Origin of the sequence: Sinorhizobium chiapasense (assembly GCF_036488675.1) — a bacterium.
Lineage (GTDB): Bacteria > Pseudomonadota > Alphaproteobacteria > Rhizobiales > Rhizobiaceae > Sinorhizobium > Sinorhizobium chiapasense.
This window is the reverse complement of sequence record NZ_CP133148.1, coordinates 932382-950667: the sequence shown is the minus strand read 5'-3', so window position 1 is coordinate 950667 and position 18286 is coordinate 932382. Positions and strand designations below refer to the sequence as shown.

At 60.1% G+C, this 18286-nt stretch carries 21 protein-coding genes; 9 read left to right on the top strand and 12 right to left on the bottom strand.

Annotated features, from left to right (window positions below; all coding sequences use genetic code 11):
- The first annotated feature begins 33 nt into the window (after positions 1–33).
- Positions 34–1032 carry a glycerophosphodiester phosphodiesterase family protein gene (locus tag RB548_RS04550; RefSeq protein ID WP_331373846.1) on the top strand — a complete coding sequence of 333 codons (999 nt, stop codon included), beginning with the start codon at positions 34–36 and terminating at the stop codon, positions 1030–1032.
- Between the two features lie 117 nt (positions 1033–1149).
- Here RB548_RS04550 and era read toward each other — a convergent pair whose 3' ends face one another.
- From era to rpoZ, 8 genes are all read right to left on the bottom strand, one after another.
- Complete coding sequence (gene era, locus RB548_RS04545; RefSeq protein ID WP_331373845.1) at positions 1150–2079, bottom strand: GTPase Era; 930 nt, start codon at positions 2077–2079, stop codon at positions 1150–1152.
- Between the two features lie 8 nt (positions 2080–2087).
- The gene (gene rnc / locus RB548_RS04540) at positions 2088–2804 is read right to left on the bottom strand and encodes a ribonuclease III (protein ID WP_331374881.1); all 717 of its coding nucleotides are present in this window, start codon (positions 2802–2804) and stop codon (positions 2088–2090) included.
- Entirely contained in the window at positions 2804–3547 is a 744-nt protein-coding gene (gene lepB / locus RB548_RS04535) for a signal peptidase I (RefSeq protein WP_331373844.1), read from the bottom strand. The genes rnc and lepB overlap by 1 nt, the downstream gene beginning before the upstream one ends.
- A gap of 148 nt (positions 3548–3695) precedes the next feature.
- Positions 3696–4115: a holo-ACP synthase gene (gene acpS, locus RB548_RS04530; protein WP_331373843.1), complete on the bottom strand. Its 420-nt coding sequence runs from the start codon at positions 4113–4115 to the stop codon at positions 3696–3698.
- Complete coding sequence (locus RB548_RS04525) at positions 4112–4669, bottom strand: DUF2062 domain-containing protein (RefSeq protein WP_331373842.1); 558 nt, start codon at positions 4667–4669, stop codon at positions 4112–4114. Before RB548_RS04525 ends, acpS begins: the two co-directional genes overlap by 4 nt.
- 190 nt (positions 4670–4859) lie before the next feature.
- The gene (locus RB548_RS04520; protein WP_136504102.1) at positions 4860–5012 is read right to left on the bottom strand and encodes a DUF3563 family protein; all 153 of its coding nucleotides are present in this window, start codon (positions 5010–5012) and stop codon (positions 4860–4862) included.
- 381 nt (positions 5013–5393) lie between these two features.
- Positions 5394–7619: a RelA/SpoT family protein gene (locus tag RB548_RS04515; protein ID WP_331373841.1), complete on the bottom strand. Its 2226-nt coding sequence runs from the start codon at positions 7617–7619 to the stop codon at positions 5394–5396.
- A 103-nt stretch (positions 7620–7722) separates the two neighbouring features.
- On the bottom strand, positions 7723–8130 hold the full coding sequence (gene rpoZ, locus RB548_RS04510) for a DNA-directed RNA polymerase subunit omega (protein ID WP_136504099.1): 408 nt from the start codon (positions 8128–8130) through the stop codon (positions 7723–7725).
- Positions 8131–8599: 469 nt separating this feature from the next.
- Between rpoZ and RB548_RS04505 the strand changes: the two genes are divergently transcribed.
- Positions 8600–9178 (top strand): LabA-like NYN domain-containing protein, encoded by a 579-nt coding sequence (locus RB548_RS04505; RefSeq protein WP_180940553.1) that lies wholly within the window; start codon positions 8600–8602, stop codon positions 9176–9178.
- Between the two features lie 163 nt (positions 9179–9341).
- Here the strand turns inward: RB548_RS04505 and smpB are convergent, their stop codons facing one another.
- Together smpB and dapA are read right to left on the bottom strand one after the other, a co-directional pair.
- A complete protein-coding gene (gene smpB, locus RB548_RS04500) occupies positions 9342–9821 on the bottom strand; it encodes an SsrA-binding protein SmpB (protein ID WP_331373840.1) in 480 nt (159 codons plus the stop codon).
- Complete coding sequence (gene dapA / locus RB548_RS04495; RefSeq protein WP_331373839.1) at positions 9821–10705, bottom strand: 4-hydroxy-tetrahydrodipicolinate synthase; 885 nt, start codon at positions 10703–10705, stop codon at positions 9821–9823. Before dapA ends, smpB begins: the two co-directional genes overlap by 1 nt.
- A gap of 296 nt (positions 10706–11001) precedes the next feature.
- Between dapA and RB548_RS04490 the strand changes: the two genes are divergently transcribed.
- The 3 genes from RB548_RS04490 (at position 11002) to RB548_RS04480 (ending at position 14752) form a co-directional block, all read left to right on the top strand.
- The gene (locus RB548_RS04490; protein ID WP_331373838.1) at positions 11002–13068 is read left to right on the top strand and encodes a transglycosylase SLT domain-containing protein; all 2067 of its coding nucleotides are present in this window, start codon (positions 11002–11004) and stop codon (positions 13066–13068) included.
- 127 nt (positions 13069–13195) lie between these two features.
- The gene (locus tag RB548_RS04485) at positions 13196–13687 is read left to right on the top strand and encodes a BA14K family protein (protein ID WP_331373837.1); all 492 of its coding nucleotides are present in this window, start codon (positions 13196–13198) and stop codon (positions 13685–13687) included.
- A 192-nt stretch (positions 13688–13879) separates the two neighbouring features.
- A complete protein-coding gene (locus RB548_RS04480; RefSeq protein ID WP_331373836.1) occupies positions 13880–14752 on the top strand; it encodes an alpha/beta fold hydrolase in 873 nt (290 codons plus the stop codon).
- Between the two features lie 109 nt (positions 14753–14861).
- On the opposite strand, the gene RB548_RS04475 is transcribed toward RB548_RS04480, so the two are convergent.
- The gene (locus RB548_RS04475; RefSeq protein WP_331373835.1) at positions 14862–15917 is read right to left on the bottom strand and encodes a porin; all 1056 of its coding nucleotides are present in this window, start codon (positions 15915–15917) and stop codon (positions 14862–14864) included.
- 326 nt (positions 15918–16243) lie between these two features.
- On the opposite strand from RB548_RS04475, the gene RB548_RS04470 reads away from it, so the two are divergent.
- The gene (locus RB548_RS04470) at positions 16244–16609 is read left to right on the top strand and encodes a hypothetical protein (protein WP_331373834.1); all 366 of its coding nucleotides are present in this window, start codon (positions 16244–16246) and stop codon (positions 16607–16609) included.
- Positions 16606–17052, top strand: coding sequence for a hypothetical protein (locus tag RB548_RS04465; protein ID WP_331373833.1), 447 nt, complete (start codon positions 16606–16608; stop codon positions 17050–17052). The genes RB548_RS04470 and RB548_RS04465 overlap by 4 nt, the downstream gene beginning before the upstream one ends.
- Before the next feature lie 98 nt (positions 17053–17150).
- Here the strand turns inward: RB548_RS04465 and RB548_RS04460 are convergent, their stop codons facing one another.
- Positions 17151–17381 (bottom strand): helix-turn-helix transcriptional regulator, encoded by a 231-nt coding sequence (locus RB548_RS04460; protein WP_331373832.1) that lies wholly within the window; start codon positions 17379–17381, stop codon positions 17151–17153.
- A gap of 245 nt (positions 17382–17626) precedes the next feature.
- Between RB548_RS04460 and RB548_RS04455 the strand changes: the two genes are divergently transcribed.
- Together RB548_RS04455 and RB548_RS04450 are read left to right on the top strand one after the other, a co-directional pair.
- Positions 17627–17896: a hypothetical protein gene (locus tag RB548_RS04455; protein ID WP_331373831.1), complete on the top strand. Its 270-nt coding sequence runs from the start codon at positions 17627–17629 to the stop codon at positions 17894–17896.
- A 70-nt stretch (positions 17897–17966) separates the two neighbouring features.
- A complete protein-coding gene (locus tag RB548_RS04450; protein ID WP_331373830.1) occupies positions 17967–18170 on the top strand; it encodes a hypothetical protein in 204 nt (67 codons plus the stop codon).
- Positions 18171–18286 lie beyond the last annotated feature (116 nt).

Sequence of the window (18286 nt, the reverse complement as noted above, 5' to 3'; positions counted from 1 at the left end):
CCGGGTGAAGCGGGCGCCAGAGGAGAAGTCACGATGAAGAAGCTCATCGTTGCGGTGTTTGCCATTGCTACCGCCCTCTGGTTCCTCAATACATCCATGCTGACAACGCCGCCGTCTGGCACGGTAAAGATCCTTGCGCATCGCGGCGTTCATCAGGTGTTCGAACCGGACGGAGTGGAAAACGATACGTGCACGGCCAAACGGATCGAGCCGCCACGCCACGCCTATCTCGAAAACACGATCGCTTCCATGCAAGCGGCGATGGACAGCGGCGCAGAGGTCGTGGAACTCGATGTTCACCTCACCCCGGATCGCGAATTTGCCGTGTTTCACGACTGGACGCTTGACTGCCGCACGGACGGGACGGGCGTAACCGAAGAAACCCCCATGTCGAAACTGAAGACGCTCGACATCGGCTACGGCTACACGGCCGACGGCGGCAAGACCTTTCCCTTCCGCGGCCACGCGCAAGGCCAAATGCCGACGTTGACGGAAGTATTCACCGCCCTGCCGCACGGCCGTTTCCTCATCAATTTCAAGAGCGAGCGACGGGCGGAGGGCGCGACACTGGCGGTCCTGTTGCGCGCGCATCCCGAATGGCGGAAATCCGTATTCGGCGTCTTCGGCGGCAGCGCGCCGACGCAGGAAACCCTGCGGCTGGTTCCTGGCTTGCGGGGCTATGACAAGCAGTCCACGCTTGCCTGTCTTGGCCGCTATGCCGCGTTTGGCTGGACCGGTATCGTGCCGGACGCCTGCCGCGATACACTTGTCGTCGTGCCCGCCAACTACGCGCCGTTCCTTTGGGGCTGGCCCGGCCGTTTTGCCGCGCGCATGAGAGATGTCGGAAGCGAGGTTATCCTTCTCGGACGCCATGGCGGCGGCGATTTTACCTCCGGCATCGACAGTGCCGAAGACTTGACGCTCGTTCCGAAGAACTTCGCGGGCTATGTCTGGACCAACCGGGCAGAGACGATCGCCCCGCTCCTCGGGAAACGGATGGCGGCAACAAACCACCAAGCCAACCGCGAATAGGCGCCTACCGCTTGTTCCCTTAGATCGTAGCCGATTTAAGGATAAAACATGCAGCAATTCAAAATGTTACAGCGTCCTTTCCGCGGCTGATAAGACGCGCGGCGCTGTAATCGGCAGTCATCGTGGGAATTCGAGCCCCATTTCGCGGAAGCGCTCCGGATCGTCGCCCCAGTTCTCGCGCACTTTTACGAACAGAAAGAGGTGCACGGGTTGCTCGAGGATCTCCGAGATTTCCTTGCGCGCGGCGGTCGAGATCGCCTTGATCGCCTCCCCGCCCTTGCCGAGCGCGATCTTCTTCTGGCTTTCGCGCTCAACATAGATCACCTGCTCGATGCGCACGGACCCGTCCTTGCGCTCCTCCCATTTCTCCGTCTCGACGTGGGAGGCATAGGGGAGTTCCTGATGCAGGCGCAGGAACAGTTTCTCGCGGGTGATCTCGGCAGCAAGCTGGCGCATCGGAAGATCCGAGATCTGGTCCTCCGGATAGTACCAGGGACCCTCCGGCAGCGCCTTCGCAAGATAGTCCATGACGTCGTCGCAGCCGGAGCCGGAAAGCGCTGAGATCATGAAAGTGCGCTCGAATTTGACCATCTCGTTTGCCGCAGCCGCAAGCTTCAACAAATCCTCCGGACGAACCTGATCGATCTTGTTGAGCACCAGGATCTTCGGCTGAGGAACCTCCTTCAGCCCCTCGAGAATCGCTTCCGCGTCTCCCTTCAGCCCGCGTTCACTGTCGACCAGGAGCATGATCAGATCGGCATCCTTGGCGCCGCCCCAGGCGGTGGTGACCATGGCGCGGTCGAGTCTGCGCCGCGGCTTGAAGATGCCTGGCGTATCCATGAAGACAATCTGCGCGTTGTCGTGGATCGCGATGCCGCGCACGATGGCGCGTGTCGTCTGCACCTTGTGACTGACGATCGATACCTTCGCACCGACGAGGCGATTGACGAGCGTCGATTTACCGGCATTGGTGGCGCCGATCAGCGCCACGAAACCCGAGCGGGTCGGCGCGCCGGCGGCGGCCGTATCATGTTCCATATTTGTCATAGCTTCCGTCAAATTCCGGCAGATTTCTGCTGCCAAACGCCTTCACGCTCCAGCAATCGTGTCGCGGCAACCTGTTCGGCGCCGCGCTTGGAGCGATCGGTTCCCGTCTCCGGTTGCAAACCCGCGACCTCGACCGTCACCGTGAAGCGCGGGTCGTGATCTGGGCCGGAGCGATCATCCGTCCTGTATTTCGGTGCAACGCCGAATTTGGCGTGCGCCCATTCCTGCAATTCGGTCTTCGCATCGCGACGGGCCCCGTCTGCACTGGCCGCCCGAGCCGTCCAGTGGAGCAGCACGAAGCGGCGCGCCGCCTCCAGACCGCCATCGAGGTAGATTGCCGCGATCAGCGACTCTACCACATCGGCGCGCACATTCATCATGTGCTTGCCGGTGATCTTCTTCACGTCCGAACCGGTACGGATGAACTCGTGCAGCGACAGATCGTCGGCGACTTTCGCGCAGCTTTCGGCGCTGACCAGTTGGTTCAGTCGGACGGAAAGCTCGCCCTCGTTCGCGTCGCGAAAGGTCTGGAACAGAAGTTCGGCGACGCACAGGCCGAGGACCCGATCCCCCAGAAATTCGAGACGCTGGTAGTTGCTGCCCTTGGCGCTGCGGGCACTGGAATGCGTCAGCGCCCGGTCCAGGCGTTCCTTCTCGGAGAACTGATAACCGATCACGGCCTCGAGTCTTGCCCGATCCTCCGCGCTCAGCGATCTCCCCTTCATCATTCGACGACCTTGAACAAGCGGTCGTAACGCAGATTTGCCGGCCACTTCCAGACCTCGCGGAACGACGTGTCGTTGCCGAGCGAGAAGAAGATCAGGCTGGCCCGGCCCACCAGGTTCTCCGCCGGTACGAAGCCGACGTCGAAGCGGCTGTCGGCGGAATTGTCGCGGTTGTCGCCCATCATGAAATAGTGGCCTTCGGGGACGATGAACTCACGCGTGTTGTCGCCGCGCGAATCCGGAAACTGGTCGAGCGTGTCGTAGGAAACGCCGTTGTCCATCGTCTCGCGGTAGACCGGCACATCGCCGCCGGTGTCGTACTGGTCGTCGGCGCGGAATGCGCCGGCCGGAACGCGGTCCACAGGCTTGTCGTTGACGTAGAGAATGCTGTTCCTCACCTGGATCCGGTCACCCGGCAGACCGACGAGACGCTTGATGTAGTCGATGTCGGGATTCGGCGGAAAGCGGAAGACCACGATATCGCCGCGTTCTGGGTCGCTTGCGAAAATTCGCCCGCTAAAAAGATCAGGCGAGAACGGCAGCGAGTACTTCGAATAGCCGTAGGCGAACTTGTTCACGAAAATGTAGTCGCCGACAAGCAGAGTCGGCATCATCGAACCCGACGGGATCGTAAAGGGCTGGAAGAAGACTGTTCGGATGACGACCGCCAAAAGCAACGCCTGGATGATGACCTTGACATTCTCCCAGAGGCCGCTCTGCTTCGTTTCTGTCTTTTCTGCCACGCTGCTGTCTTCCTTTGTCATCCTGCATCGGATGCCCGATATTTGCGCTTCAGGCTCCGTGCTGCGCGTCGCCACGCAACTCGATCCTATATGTTGCCGGAACCGCGCGGTTCAAGCGACCGCCGGTCCGTCTTTCCAGCAGAATGCTCTAAACCGTTCCCTCCACCGGGGCAACGGGCAGCGCCTCGATAATCACGAAGGCTTGTGCGAGCGGGAAGTCGTCCGTGATCGTCAGGTGGATGGCAGCACGATGACCGGCGGGTAATATTTTCTGGAGCCGCGCGGCCGCGCCGCCGGTCAGTTGCATTGTCGGCTTTCCGCCGGGCATGTTGACGACGCCCATGTCTTTCCAGAAAACCCCTTGAGCCAAGCCGGTGCCCAATGCTTTCGAACAGGCCTCCTTGGCGGCGAAGCGCTTGGCATAGGACGCTGCGCGGTTCTTGCGGCCGTCCGATTTTGCGATCTCGATGTCCGTGAAGCACCGGTTGACGAAGCGCTCGCCGAAGCGCTCGAGCGAGTTCTCTATGCGGCGAATATCGATGAGATCGCTGCCGATGCCTATGATCATGATGATTGCTCGACCTGTTGGGAACGCGCGCGCCGGCGGCGCCGTTGGAAAAGGCGGGCTGCCTGGTAAGCGAGCGGGTAGAAGACAAGCGCGCCGACAATGGCGAGTGGAAGTGACCCGATGAGCATCGGCTTGAATACCGGCCCCCAAAGCTCCGTGAACTCCAGGCGTTCGACCATATCGCCGATCTCAGCGCCGCTGGCAGCGGTGCCACCCTGCGGCCCTGTCAGCACCGTGCCGATCTCGTAAGATGCCGTCAGGATGACGGGAATGGTGACCGGATTGGCAAGCGCCGTCGTGATGGCGGCCGCAATCAGATTGCCGGAGAAAATTGACGCGAGGGCGACGGCAAGAACGATGTGAAGGCCGAAGAACGGCGTAAACGACGATGCGGCGCCGGCCGCAACCCCTACCGCGATCGAGTGCGGAGACGACGACAGGCGCAGAATGCGCAGGGCAACGTAGCGCAGCCCGCGCGAGAGGCCCTTGCGCGGCCACAACAGCGCGCGAAGCCTTTCGGAAATCGTAACCGGTTTTCTGCGCCTGAATAACATTATGCCGTGATGATCGCGTCTCGAAGCGGCCCGCGGGTGCGACTAAAGCGCCTCCGCCCCGTTGTGGGCCGCAAGATAAGCGTCATGTCCGTCACAGGCAAGTCACGCACGGCGCCGCAGAAACCTGCAACAAAGCTATTCGACTGACGCACAGCTTGTCGCGCAGCACGTCCTGAGGCAGTGCAGCAAATCAGAAGCTGTTGCGGAACAGGCCACGATCGATCTGACGCTGGCGGTATTCCAGGTCGATACGATCGACGGAACCGTTCAGATATGCGGCCTCACGCTCTTGAACGGTTGGGATGTGCAGAGCACGGGTGAGTTTCTTCAATTGCTTGAACATGGCAAACCTCTTCGTTTACCTCCCGAGCAAAAGATAGTTTGGCGACCCATGCTCCACCAGCGCCAGGATGAGGCGGCAGCCATGCAGGCGATGCATGGCAAGCGAGTTTTCACCCCCTATCCGCCCATTCCGTGGGCAGATGCATAGAAAACATGTCGTTCTCAATGCGGCATCGAGGTGACCTGATCAGGGCGCGACTCAATGACACGAACCGCCGCCCATTGCCGCTGAAAAATGGCGATGGGTGACGGACGTCTCCTGCACCACCGCGCGTCTTAATCAGACGCGCAGAGGATGCTGTAGCGCTTTGAATTGCTGCATGTTTTATCCTTGAATCGGCTACGATTTAAGGAAACATGCAATAGCAGCTTCCCGACCTTGTTATTCGAACAGCCGCTTGACCATGGAAATGCTTGGCAACTCTTTGAGCTGGGTGATCAGATGGTTCAACTGCCGCAGATCCCAAACTTCCAGGTCGAATTGCAGTTCACTGAAATCCGCGGCAACACGCCCCATGGAGAGCGAACGGATGTTGACATCGGTCGTCGCGATCGCCTGGGCGATCTCCGCCAGGGTGCCGGGTTCGTTCAGCGCACTGACCGCGATCCTGGCTATGAAGCGGCTGTTGTTCGCCTCGTCGAGATCCCACCGCACATCGATCCAGCGCTCCGGTTCGTCATCGAACTTTTGCAGGATCGGTGACTGGATCGGATAGATGGTAATCCCCTTGTCGCTGTCCATGATGCCGACGATGCGATCGCCCGGAACGGCGCCGGCCGGACTGAAGTGCACCTCGGCATTGCCGGAAAGGCCGCGGATTGGCAATGCTTCCGGTCCTTCGGCCTGTTGCGCTGCGACCGTCTCTTTCGTGCGGCCGGGAAGCTTGAAGACCATTCCTGCGGCGCTGCGCATATTGAACCAGCCGTCATCGGCGCTCGGCTTGACCGTGACACGCTCGTCCTGATGATCAGGGAAAACCGCACGCAGGACGTCGAGCGAGGACAGCTCGCCCCGTCCGACCGCGGCGATCGCGTCCTCGACCTCTTTCTGCCCGAGCCTGTGCAAGGCCGGCTTCAGCGCCTCCCGCGAAAAATTCTTGCTTGCGCGTTCAAAGGTTCGCTCCAGAATGCGGTAGCCGAGGCCGGCATATTGCTTGCGGACGGCCGCTCGCGTCGCGCGACGGATCGCAGCGCGCGCCTTGCCGGTGACCACGATTTCCTCCCAGGCGGGAGGCGGCACCTGAATGCCGGAGCGGATGATCTCGACCTCGTCACCGTTGTTGAGGCGCGTGACCAGCGGCATGATGCGGCCATTGATCTTGGCGCCGACGCAGGTGTCGCCGATATTCGTATGCACGGCGTAGGCGAAGTCGATCGGCGTGGCGCCGCGCGGCAGTGCGATCAACTGCCCCTTAGGGGTGAAACAGAACACCTGATCCTGGAACAGTTCGAGTTTCGTATGCTCCAGAAACTCCTCGGGATTGTCGCCTTCAGCCAACGCTTCGATGGTGCGGCGAAGCCAGGAATAAGCGTTCGACGTCGGTGATCGCGGCGCATCCGTCGCCACGGCGTCGCGATCCTTGTAGAGCGCGTGCGCTGCAATGCCGTATTCTGCGATGTCGTGCATGCGTTTCGTGCGAATCTGCAGCTCGATGCGCTGGCGTGACGGGCCGATAATCGTTGTGTGCAGCGACTGGTAGTCGTTCTGCTTCGGCGTCGAAATATAGTCCTTGAAGCGACCCGGGACGACGCGCCAGCGTGTGTGCACAATGCCGAGCGCCCGATAGCACGACGGGATATCATCGACGATGATGCGGAAGCCCCAGACATCCGACAATTGCTCAAAAGAAAGCGATTTCGACTGCATCTTGCGGAAGACCGAATAGGGCTTCTTCTGGCGTCCCTTGACCAGCGCCTCCTTCAGGCCCTCGCCCTGCAGCAGTTCGCTCAGTTCCTCCTCGATCTTCTTGATGAGGCCCTCGTTGCGCTCGGACAGCTCCTGCAGCCGCCGGGTTACCGTTTCGTAGGCCTCCGGGTTGATGTGGCGGAAAGCGAGGTTCTCGAGCTCCTCGCGCATGTCCTGCATGCCCATGCGTCCGGCGAGCGGCGCGTAGATGTCCATTGTCTCTTCGGAAATGCGTGCGCGCTTCTCCGGCGACATATGGTCAAGCGTACGCATGTTGTGCAGTCGGTCGGCAAGCTTGACGAGCAGAACGCGGACGTCGTCCGAGATGGCAAGCAAAAGCTTGCGAAGGTTTTCCGCCTGCTTCGCCTTCTTGGTGACGAGATCGAGCTTCTTGATCTTCGTCAGGCCCTCGACCAGCGCCCCGATGTCCTCACCGAAGAGATCGTCGATCTCCTGCCGCGTCGCGGTCGTGTCCTCGATCGTATCGTGCAGCAGGGCAACAGCGATCGTGGACTCGTCCAGATGCATTTCCGTAAGGATGGCCGCCACTTCGAGGGGATGGGAGATGTAGGGATCGCCGCTTGCCCGTTTCTGCTGGCCGTGCTTCTGCATGGCATAGACATAGGCCTTGTTCAGCAGGGCCTCATTGACGTCGGGCTTGTATTTCTGCACGCGCTCAACGAGCTCGTATTGGCGCATCATCCGCTGGCGGCTCCGTGGGAAAAGGCAAATAAAAAAGTGCGCCAATCATAGGAGTGGCGCACTGCTTTGAAAACACGTTGGAACAAGCGTTCCGGAACGGATCTTAGTAGTCGTCGCTCTTTTCCGGGGGCACAAGACCTTCGATGCCCGCAAGCAGTTCCTCTTCGGACATGCGGTCGAAGGTCAGCGCTTCCGGCTGATCTTCCTCTTCCGCCGCGTCCGCGAAAGCGGCGGCCGCTTCCGGCTGGGTCAGCGAAGCCGGATCGGGCTCGGGCTCGTCCACCTCGACATGCTTCTGCAGCGAGTGGATGAGGTCTTCCTTCAGATCGCCGGGCGAAAGGGTCTCATCGGCGATCTCGCGCAACGCCACGACAGGGTTTTTATCGTTGTCGCGATCAACGGTGATGGCAGCACCCTGCGAAATCAGGCGTGCGCGGTGGCTGGCGAGCAAAACAAGTTCGAAACGGTTGTCGACTTTGTCAATGCAGTCTTCGACGGTGACGCGGGCCATAGCCTGTCCTTTGCAACTCAAGGCGCGGCGGGTTGCCGCTGCACGGATTAAACGACACGAGACCGGAACAGCCGTCACTTGACAGGCTCATCGGCTCCGATTTCTGGAATTAGCCGCCCGGATACAATCAAAACAGCACAAGTTCAAGTTTTTCCTGCATTCGGTGCTCACATCGACCAGTGACACATGGTAGAATATAGCGTCTTACGCGCCGCAAGTATGAGCCACAATGGTGATTGCATTGCACAATCCAATGGTCGAAAGTGCAGCAGCAATCGGAAATTGAAGTGTGGACGAACTGCAGCAACTGCTAAAACTAGCTATATGCGCCGTGCGCTGCTTGGATTAATGCGTGGTATAACCTACATTATTTGCAATATCAGCAATTATTAATGTAATCCACCTATTTTCTGCGCACCCTTCCCCCCGGGAGGTCGAAAATGCGCCGGGCATGGAAAAGGAAATTACGATGTTCGATCCCCGCGAGAAAATCGCACTTTTCATAGACGGCGCCAATCTCTACGCCGCATCGAAAAGTCTCGGTTTCGACATCGACTATCGCAAGCTGCTGAAAGCATTCCAAAAACGCGGATACCTGCTGAGGGCCTACTATTACACCGCGCTTATCGAAGACCAGGAATATTCGTCGATCCGTCCGTTGATCGACTGGCTGGACTACAATGGCTACAAGGTCATCACCAAGCCGGCCAAGGAATTCACCGACTCGCTCGGACGACGCAAGATCAAGGGCAACATGGATATCGAGCTGGCGATCGACGCCATGGAGCAATCCGAGACAGTCGATCATCTCGTCATCTTCTCGGGCGACGGCGACTTCACCACGCTCGTGGAAGCGCTGCAGCGCAAGGGCCGCAAGGTCTCGGTGGTCTCGACCATGTCGACCCAGCCGCCGATGATCGCCGACGATCTACGACGCCAGGCGGATCACTTCATCGACCTCGTTACGCTTAGAAGCGAAATCGGCCGGGAACCCTCGGAACGCACGCCGCGTGCGGTCGAGCCAGTCGCCGACGACGTCGAACTTTAAAATCGGCTCCAGTTAAATCCGCGAACAAAGTGAGGATGGCCGCTCTGCCCGCAAGCTGGCGAGCGGGTCCGCCGGCACCACGCTGGTCATTCGCCCCGCTTGCGGGAAGAAAGGTGGCCGGCAGACCGGATGAGGGGCGGCCCCCAGTAACGAGGAAAGTGACTCAGCCACGCTCCTTGAGCAGGCGATTCTTCTGCCGATTCCAATCGCGTTCCTTGGAGGTCTCGCGCTTGTCGTGCAGCTTCTTGCCCTTGCCGAGCGCAAGCTCCAGCTTCGCCCGCCCGCGGTCGTTGAAATAAATCCGCAACGGGATCAGCGACATGCCTTCACGGTTGACGGCGCCCTGCAGCCGGTTCACTTCCCGCTTGGACAGCAGCAATTTGCGACGCCGGCGCGTTTCGTGGTTGAAGCGGTTGGCCTGCAAATATTCCGGCAGATAGGAGTTGATCAGCCAGATCTCGCCGCCTTCGTCGGTGGCGTAGGATTCCGAGATATTGGCCTTTCCTTCGCGCAGCGACTTGACCTCCGTGCCGGTCAGCACAAGACCGGCTTCGTAAGTATCAATGATCTCGTAGTTGAAGCGGGCCTTGCGGTTCTCCGCCACGACTTTCTTGACCGTGCGCTGGCTGCCTTTGGGAGCCATCAGTTCATCAATCCCGCATGCCGAAGCGCGGCGTCGATCGCGGCTTCGGTACCCGGCTCAAGCGTCGCCAAGAGCGGCGAACGGACGGCACGGCTCATCCGCCCCAGGCGATGGAGTGCGTATTTTGCGCCGCAGAGGCCAGGTTCCATGAAAATGGCCTTGTGGAGCGGCATCAGTTTGTCCTGGTACTCGAGCGCTTTGGCGAATTCGCCGGCCAGTGTCGCCTCCTGAAACTCCGCGCAAAGACGCGGCGCAACGTTGGCGGTTACCGAAATGCAGCCAACACCACCATGCGCGTTGAAACCGAGGGCCGTCGCATCCTCCCCGGAGAGTTGCACGAACTCCTTGCCGCAGGCCATGCGCTGCTCGGAGACACGCTCGATCTTGCCGGTCGCATCTTTGACGCCGATGATCGTCGGATAGGCCTTTGCCAGCGCGGCCATCGTCTCGACACTCATGTCAACGACCGAACGGCCGGGAATATTGTAGACTACGATCGGCAGCTTCACGCTTTCGGCGATTGCCCCATAGTGAGCAAAGAGACCCTTCTGCGTCGGTTTGTTGTAGTAGGGCGTCACGACCAGAAGGGCGTCGGCGCCTGCTTTCTCCGCGTGCTGCGCAAGCTCGATCGCTTCGGTCGTGTTATTGGAGCCGGCGCCGGCAATCACGGGCACGCGCCCGGCCGCTGCTTCGACGCAGAGTTCGACGACCTTCTTGTGTTCGTCGTGGGACAAGGTCGGCGATTCCCCGGTTGTGCCCACCGGCACCAGCCCGTGGCTGCCCTCTTTTATCTGCCATTCCACATGCGCGACGAAACTATCCGCGTCCACCGAGCCGGCGGCGGTGAACGGTGTTACGAGTGCGGGAATGGAACCCTTGAACATGCACAACTCCTGACGGCCGCAAGGAGAAGGAAACTCCCACGCTTTGGCCGCAATCGACGGTTAGAAAACTGCCGCACCATAATCATGTGACGTGGTTGCGGCAAGCGTCGTGAAGACGCATTTCATGTCGGTTTTCACCCGAGCAATAGCGCGAGACACGGTTCGGCCAGCTCGGAGCGATGCTGGAAAGGACCCGGTGCAAATACCGCACCCATGATTTGCGGCCATCGACAAATGCCGCTACCTTTTCGGCAGGCGATCCGGCGGAGAATGAACGGGGACACACGGGGCTCTTGATGCGCGGACCACTCCTTCTGCCCGTCGCCGCCATGGTCGGCGCCGTGATGCTGTCTGCCTCGGTTGCGGCGACCGACGCGCGGGCGCCGGTGCCGCCGAGCAAGCCTGGCTCGGCCGGAAAGGCGGGACGTGTCGCGACCAAGGACTTCACGAGCGCAATACCCGCGGCCATCACGCCAATCGACGCAGATCTGAAAACAGGTCTCGACGCGCTTTCCGATCGCCAGCCCGCCAAAGCAATCGCGGTTCGCGACGGCATGCCCACCGGAACGCTGGAGCGCCATATCCTCACCTGGGCCATCGCCGTTTCAGGGCAGAAGGGCGTTCCATCCTACGAAATCGCGGCGGCACAACGGGAGCTGCGAGGCTGGCCCGGCTTGAAATCGCTGCGTGCGCATTCGGAAAGGGCGCTCTATCGCGAAAATCCGCCCGCATCAGATGTGATTGCCGCCTTCGGCGCTACCGAGCCCGAAACGGCGGACGGAGCCATCATACTCGCCCGGGCGCTCGCCGCCCAAGGACAAAAGACAGCGGCCGCAAGGCATCTGCGCGCCTTCTGGGTGAAGGAGGCGCTCGATAAGGACATCGAAGGAAAGGTTCTTTCGGAATTTTCCGGCCTGCTGACGACCGCCGACCACAAGCGCCGCATGGAGATGCTTCTCTATCGCAGCCGTGTCGAGCAGGCAGCACGCTTCAGCGACATCGGCAAAGCGCAATCGTTATACCGCGCTTGGGCCGCGGTTATCCGTGGCGCCGGCAATGCGGCATCGCTGATCGAGGCCGTAGACCCATCGTGGCGTGACGACTCCGCCTTCCTGTTTGTCCGCATCGAGCATCTGCGCAAGCAGGAGAAATACCAGGAGGCGGCGAAGCTTCTCGCCCAAATGCCGACGCACAGCGACGCCCTTGTCGACCCGGGCGAATGGTGGACCGAGCAGCGCATCGTCAGCCGCGGGCTGCTCGACGCAGGAGATTTCCGCGGTGCGTACCGTATCGCTGCCAACCACGCGGCAACCGAAGCGACCGACATTGTCGACGCGGAGTTTCATGCCGGCTGGTATGCGCTTCGCGGCCTCGAGGATCCGGCCGCAGCGGCCGGACATTTCCAGAAGATCCTGGAGGCGTCGGGCCGGCCGATCTCGGCCTCGCGTGCCTGGTACTGGCTGGGACGCGCCGCCGAAGCGGGCGGCCCCGGCAATTCGAGCGATTATTTTGGCAAGGCGGCGCGCTACCCGGGCACGTTCTATGGGCAACTTGCCGCAGCCAGGCTCGGCCGCCCGACGCTTTACGTAAGCTACCCCTCCCCCACGCCGGAAGATCGAACACGTTTCGAACACCGCGAAGCCATCAGTGCTATCGCCCGGCTCGACGCCGCAGGCCACGGTTGGCGCGGGGACAGCCTTTATCGGTCGCTGGCGGAAGAATTGACCAGTCCCGGCGAGCTCGCGATGCTTGCGGCGCGGGCGGAAAAGACGGGCAATCACCAGCTGTCGCTACAAATTGGCAAAATCGCATTCGCCCGCGGCATTGACGTCGCCGCGCTTGCCTTTCCGATCGGCGTCATCCCGTCCAACGCCGATATCACCGGCGCCGGCAAGGCGCTTGCCTATGCGATTGCCCGGCAAGAAAGCGCCTTCAACCCAGCCGCCGTCTCCGCCGCCAATGCCCGCGGCTTGCTGCAACTTCTGCCGGGTACTGCCAAAGGCGTAGCAAGCCGTTTCGGCCTTGCCTATTCCAAGGACCGCCTGACGACCGATGCAGGCTACAACGCAACTCTCGGGGCGCACTATCTCGGCGAGCAGATCGACAGCTTCGGCGGTTCCTACATACTGACGTTCATCGCCTACAATGCCGGCCCGGGCCGCGTGCCGGAATGGCTCGAGCGTTATGGCGACCCACGCGGCAAGCCGATCGATGACGTCGTCGACTGGATCGAACGCATCCCCTTCCAGGAGACGCGCAACTATGTCCAGCGAGTGATGGAGAACTACCAGGTCTACAAGGCCCGCTTGGGAGAGCCCGCGGACATCGTCTCGGACTTGAGAACAGGGCGACAATTGCCCTGAGTTCGCGGGCTCCGTACGGCAGCGATCAAATGATCGTGATTGGCCGTCGGAAGATGGCACAAAACGCGGTCCCAACCATTTCCTTTCGGAAGAGGCCCGTTTGTTTGGGAAGGAAATGGTGAAGCCTATGAAGACGTTAGCAATTGTCGCTCTGTCACTGGCGACGGCAATCAGCAGCGTTCCACCCGCGGAAGCATTTCCGGTCATTCCGACGGTGAGGCCGCAAGCCACCGACATTCAACGGGTGCAGTTTCCTTATGAGCGTGGCGAGGAAGGGAAGAGCGGCAAGTGCCGCTGGCCCCGCTGTGGACGTGGTTATCGGGACGATGGGCGCAGCTATCGTGACTATCGCCGCAGTTATTACCGTGACCGATACCACCGCCGATACTATCGCGATGATGACGACAACGATTTCGGTGCGTTCATCGGCGGCTTGGCGACGGGTGCGATCGTCGGCGGTCTGTTGAGCCAGCCGAGATATGCCGGTCCGAGATATTACGGGGGCGGTAGCCCTCATACCCGCTGGTGTTATGCCCGCTATCGGTCATATCGCGCCTGGGACAACACCTATCAGCCGTATGGCGGCCCGCGTCGCCAGTGCTATTCGCCCTATAGCTAAGACACCCACGCTGGCAGTCCACGGCTCTTCGCGCGCAAGAGCGTGAAGTGGGGTGGCTTCGCTGGAACACTTCAATCTTGGCCTGACAACCGCTTTGTTGGCACAAACCACTGTGCTGGCTAAGCATCCGCCCACTTGCCGTTGCGCATCCAGAAGCTACGATTTCACTCCTCTCGAGCAAACGGAGTAATCATGGATCGGAGCGAATTTCGCGAGTATCTCTTTCGGGCACAGGACGGCTTGCAGCTTTATGCTAGATCCTACGGCGATCGACAGCATGGACGGACCCCGGTCGTCTGCCTCGCCGGCCTTACACGCAACAGTCGCGACTTCCACGAGCTGGCGGACTTCCTTGCCTCTTCGGCCGGAGGCGGGCATTTCGTCCTCTCTCTTGATTCTCGTGGGCGCGGCGGCTCGGAGCGTGACGACGACAAGAGCCGTTACATTATCGCGACGGAAACATCGGACCTCATCGCGGCTTGCGGCCATTTCGGTATCGAGAAGGCGATTTTCATCGGCACGTCGCGCGGCGGCCTGATCCTGCACAATCTCATCGGCCTGGCCCCCGCCTTGATCGCAGGTTGCATTCTTAACGACATTGGTCCCGTCATCGAAATCGAGGGACTGATGAGAATCCGGGACTACCTCAACGGAGCGACCACGCCCAAAGACTGGGCCGCCGCGCCTCGTTACTTGCAGTCCGTGCACGGAAAAGATTTTCCGATTCTTCGCGAGCACGATTGGTTGGAGATGGCGAAGGCGATCTATCGCGACGAAGGCGGCATCCCGGTCGCCGACTTCGATCCGGCGATCGCGGAACAGTTGCAGGTGCTCACGGCCGATACCTCGCTGCCGGATCTTTGGCCACAATTCGACACCTTCGCCAGCCTGCCGATGATGGTCGTTCGTGGGGAGCGTTCCAGGCTGCTGGCGGAGGCCACGGTGGAGGAGATGAAGCGTCGGCATCCGAACCTGCTGGCGGTGACAGCGGCCGGACAGGGCCACGCACCGCTCCTACATCTCGATGGCCCAAGACAAGCCATAGCGGCCTTTCTGCAGCAGTAAGCGCGCGCGCTTGACCGCTGCGCGGAAGCCGCTCTCTCAGCGAAACGCCAAAAACAAGAAAGCCCGACTCGAGAGCCGGGCTTCCCTAACTGACCGAGGTCAGGTCAGATTAGAAGTCACGCTGCAGGCGGAGGAAGCCGAAGACTTCGTCGTCGCCATTGTCCTGATCTTCGTACTGAACCGACAGACGGGTGGCGAGACCTTCGGTGATCTTGTAGTCAACCGTACCACCAACGCGCCATGCATCGTCGCTGCCGAAGCTGGTGAGCGAGTCCTGCAGGCTACCGAAGTACTGAGCGCCGGGGGTGATTGCCAGCTTGTCGTTGACGTTCCAACGGTACGAAGCAGCAACCGTCCACTCGGAACGAGCCCAGTAGGCGTTCGGGTCGGATGCCCAGATACCAGCGAGCTGGAAGACGCCCGGGCCGAGGTCGGCCGAAAGCAAGCCGCGGATCGCGCCTTCTTCCATCTCGGTGTCGAAGCCGCCGAGCAGGTCGAAGGAAACGCCGCCGAGCGTGGCCGAAACGATACCGGCAACGCCGACGCCGTTAGCCTTGGTGTTGGTGCCTTCGAGTTCGTCGACCGAGATACCGGCCTGGAAGGTGCCGCCGTCATAGAGGTAGGCGAGCGAGTTGAATTCGGTGAAGTTGCCGAGCGTGTCGGTTTCACCGTTCAGGCCCTTATCCCACCAGCTGTAGAAGAAGCCGGCCTTGAAGCCGCCGAGCTGGATGTAGGCTTCGTCGACGTCGATGAAGTCGCTGTCGCCGGAATCAGTGTCGTTGTCGGCGTTGAACTCAGCAGCGAAGAAGCCGGTGAGCGTGCCGTACTCGGTGTCGCTCTTGGCGTCGAACGAGATGTAAGCGCGGGAGAACATGTCCCAGTCCGACGTGGACTGACCACGGGTGCCATCGAAGAAGAAGTCTTCGTTGTTGTAGCGGCTGGTCGATTCGTCACGGCCGAACGAGCCCTGAACGCGGATGTAGCCGCCGATCTTGAGGCAGGTTTCGGTGCCCGGGATGTAGAAGTAGCCCGTGCCGAAAGCGTCGCAGACGCGAACGTATTCCATGGGCTCCGGCTCGGCGGCGACGATTGCGTCGGCTGCCTGAGCGCCGGATACTGCTGCGAGAGCAGCAGCGGAGCCGAGAAGAAGGCTCTTGATGTTCATTTCTGACCTCCAGTCAAAAGTTTCAAACGGGTCTGGGTTTCTTTGCTGAAGGACAGCGTTCCCTGCCCCATCCCCAACGTTCAAGAAGTCGGACGATCAACCGCCCTTGCTTCCGGAGTTGAAAATACAAAACCGGGTGGGGCACGCAACGACCAACTTGCCAGATCACCTCCTTTGCGCTGCCCTTCCCTGATCCCTGTTGCTGAAACGACACAAAATCGCCTCAGACCGCCCGGGGAAATTAACAAAGGGTTAAGAAAATCCTTTAGCGACGGGGGGTTAGCATAAGGGAGGAGCGAGCCCCCTGTTTCAGAAAGGGGCAGAAAATGGCCGAAAACAGGGGCAAAACCGGGCATCGGCGGCCCCGCCTTGCTGTCTTCCCACAAACAAGACGCGACCCGAACGGCATCTGGCGAAAAGGCGGCGGAAGATTTTTTGCTGATTCACAAGAGAATCAACGATCTGGATTCGCGAATCCCTCGGAGCCGCTGACTATCTCGGGAATCGGACGACTCGTCGCTGAAGGCGAACGAGGAGGAGGCAAGTATGTGGACAGGCGGGCATGTTTTACGTGTGCGCAGAAAGCGCCTTGCGGAGTGGCGATCAAAAAACCGGAAGAGCTGCGGGCCGCTAAAATCAAGCAATCAAAAGATGGCGGAGAAGAAGTCTTTCGAATGAAGGAAACTAAGTGACTGAATTTTCAGTTCCGAAATCCGGGATTTTTGGGTTCGTGCCCGCAATGGTACCCACAAAAATTCCGGTGAAATTATCGCCCAAAAACGGGTCTTTCGAGGATCAGGAGTTTGCCCTTGGTCACTCCGCATCGCCTCCATCCAGCGGCCATAAAGCAGTATCCCGGATTGCTGCTCCTGACTGCTCGCGGATTGACGTATGTGTAATGCCTCTCACTAGGCCAGCAGTGATCAGCGATTGCGTCAGCCTGTCGGATAAGGTCGGACGCGAGGTGCGAGCTTTCGTTGCGAAAGACAGCACAGTTGATGCCTTGCTCCCCGCTGGCATCGATGAATTTTCGCCAGACGAACAGGGCGTCGCCATCTCCTGTTCTGAGAACAATCTTCTCTCCGGGCCCAGCGAAGAGCACTCGCTTCCGGCCGTCCCGATATCGGTAGCATGAATAGTGCCGCTCATAGAGTGCCAAGCAAGTCTTGTCGCCGTCCTTCGTCAGATACCAAAGTGGTTCGCGTGTAACCCGCCTATGCGCGCGCATCGGAGCTACGACGCCTTTTTCAGCGCGTTCGTGAAGGGCAAGCCACGCTGCCAGGCCATGATGTCCGATTCGGTCCACCGGACGCAGTTAGCGCCTAGCTTCCTCGAGTCAGGGAACGTGCCCTCGTCGATCCAGCGATAGATCGTCGAGCTGCCGACTTTGGTGATTGCCATCACCTCTTTGAGCGTGAGGTAGTTGTCGAGCTTGTGAACAGAGGCGGTGTTGATGTCGGACATAGCGGGCTCCGGTATGCGCCTGCCGCTTGGGCATGGCTTATCGTTGGTCTGGCAGCGTGTGCTGCGAGGAGACCCTGTCCGCTCCCGATATATGGAATAGGGCGGGATTGAATGTCAAGCGATGGGAACGGATGGCAAGGCATCGGTTGACAACTTTTGCCATGACGATCTGGAAGGCGTGATCCTGCATTGCACAACCGCAAAAAGCGGATACAACTGCAGGAAACCTGAAAATTGGATTGAACATGCTGACGAGGCTTTTGGCGAGGTGTCTACCGACACCCTCGCGCCATCTTACTCAGGAAGTGGAGGAGTTGCGCGCGGAGTTGAACGCCTTGCGTGCGGTGGTTTCGATCGTCCTTCACCACCTGCCGAAGGACCCGGAACTCTATTCAAAGCTCTGCGAAGCGGAGCGCTCTTTCGAATGGGCAAAGGCCCACCCGAGGACGATCGCCGAAATCAGCGACTTGCGCCAGACTTGGGAAGAGAACGACCGTCTGACGGCTATGTGGTAGCGACCGCTTCTGCCCGGCGCGGTCGGGGTGCTCATCTTGCCTCTGTGCGCGACAGCGCCAAATACGTTCCATGAAAAAGGCGATCAAAGGCGAAATGGCGAGCATTCGCGGCAAGGTCGCGCGGGTATGGGAAGACGGTCGCGTGACCCTGCACGTTCCCGGCCTCGATTACCCGATCACCATCCATGAACGCCATCTTCTCGACATCGGCCCTGCTCCCAAACCGCCGAAGCCACCAAAGCCGAAGTGGCCGCGGAGAGATGTACCTGACTAGCATTCGCCCTCCTTGAGCGCCTGGCGGAAGCCACCCAGATCAGGCGAGGACAGATCGTAGAAATCGGTCAACGACGTTACAATAATGATTTCCCCCTGCCCGTCGCATTCAATGCA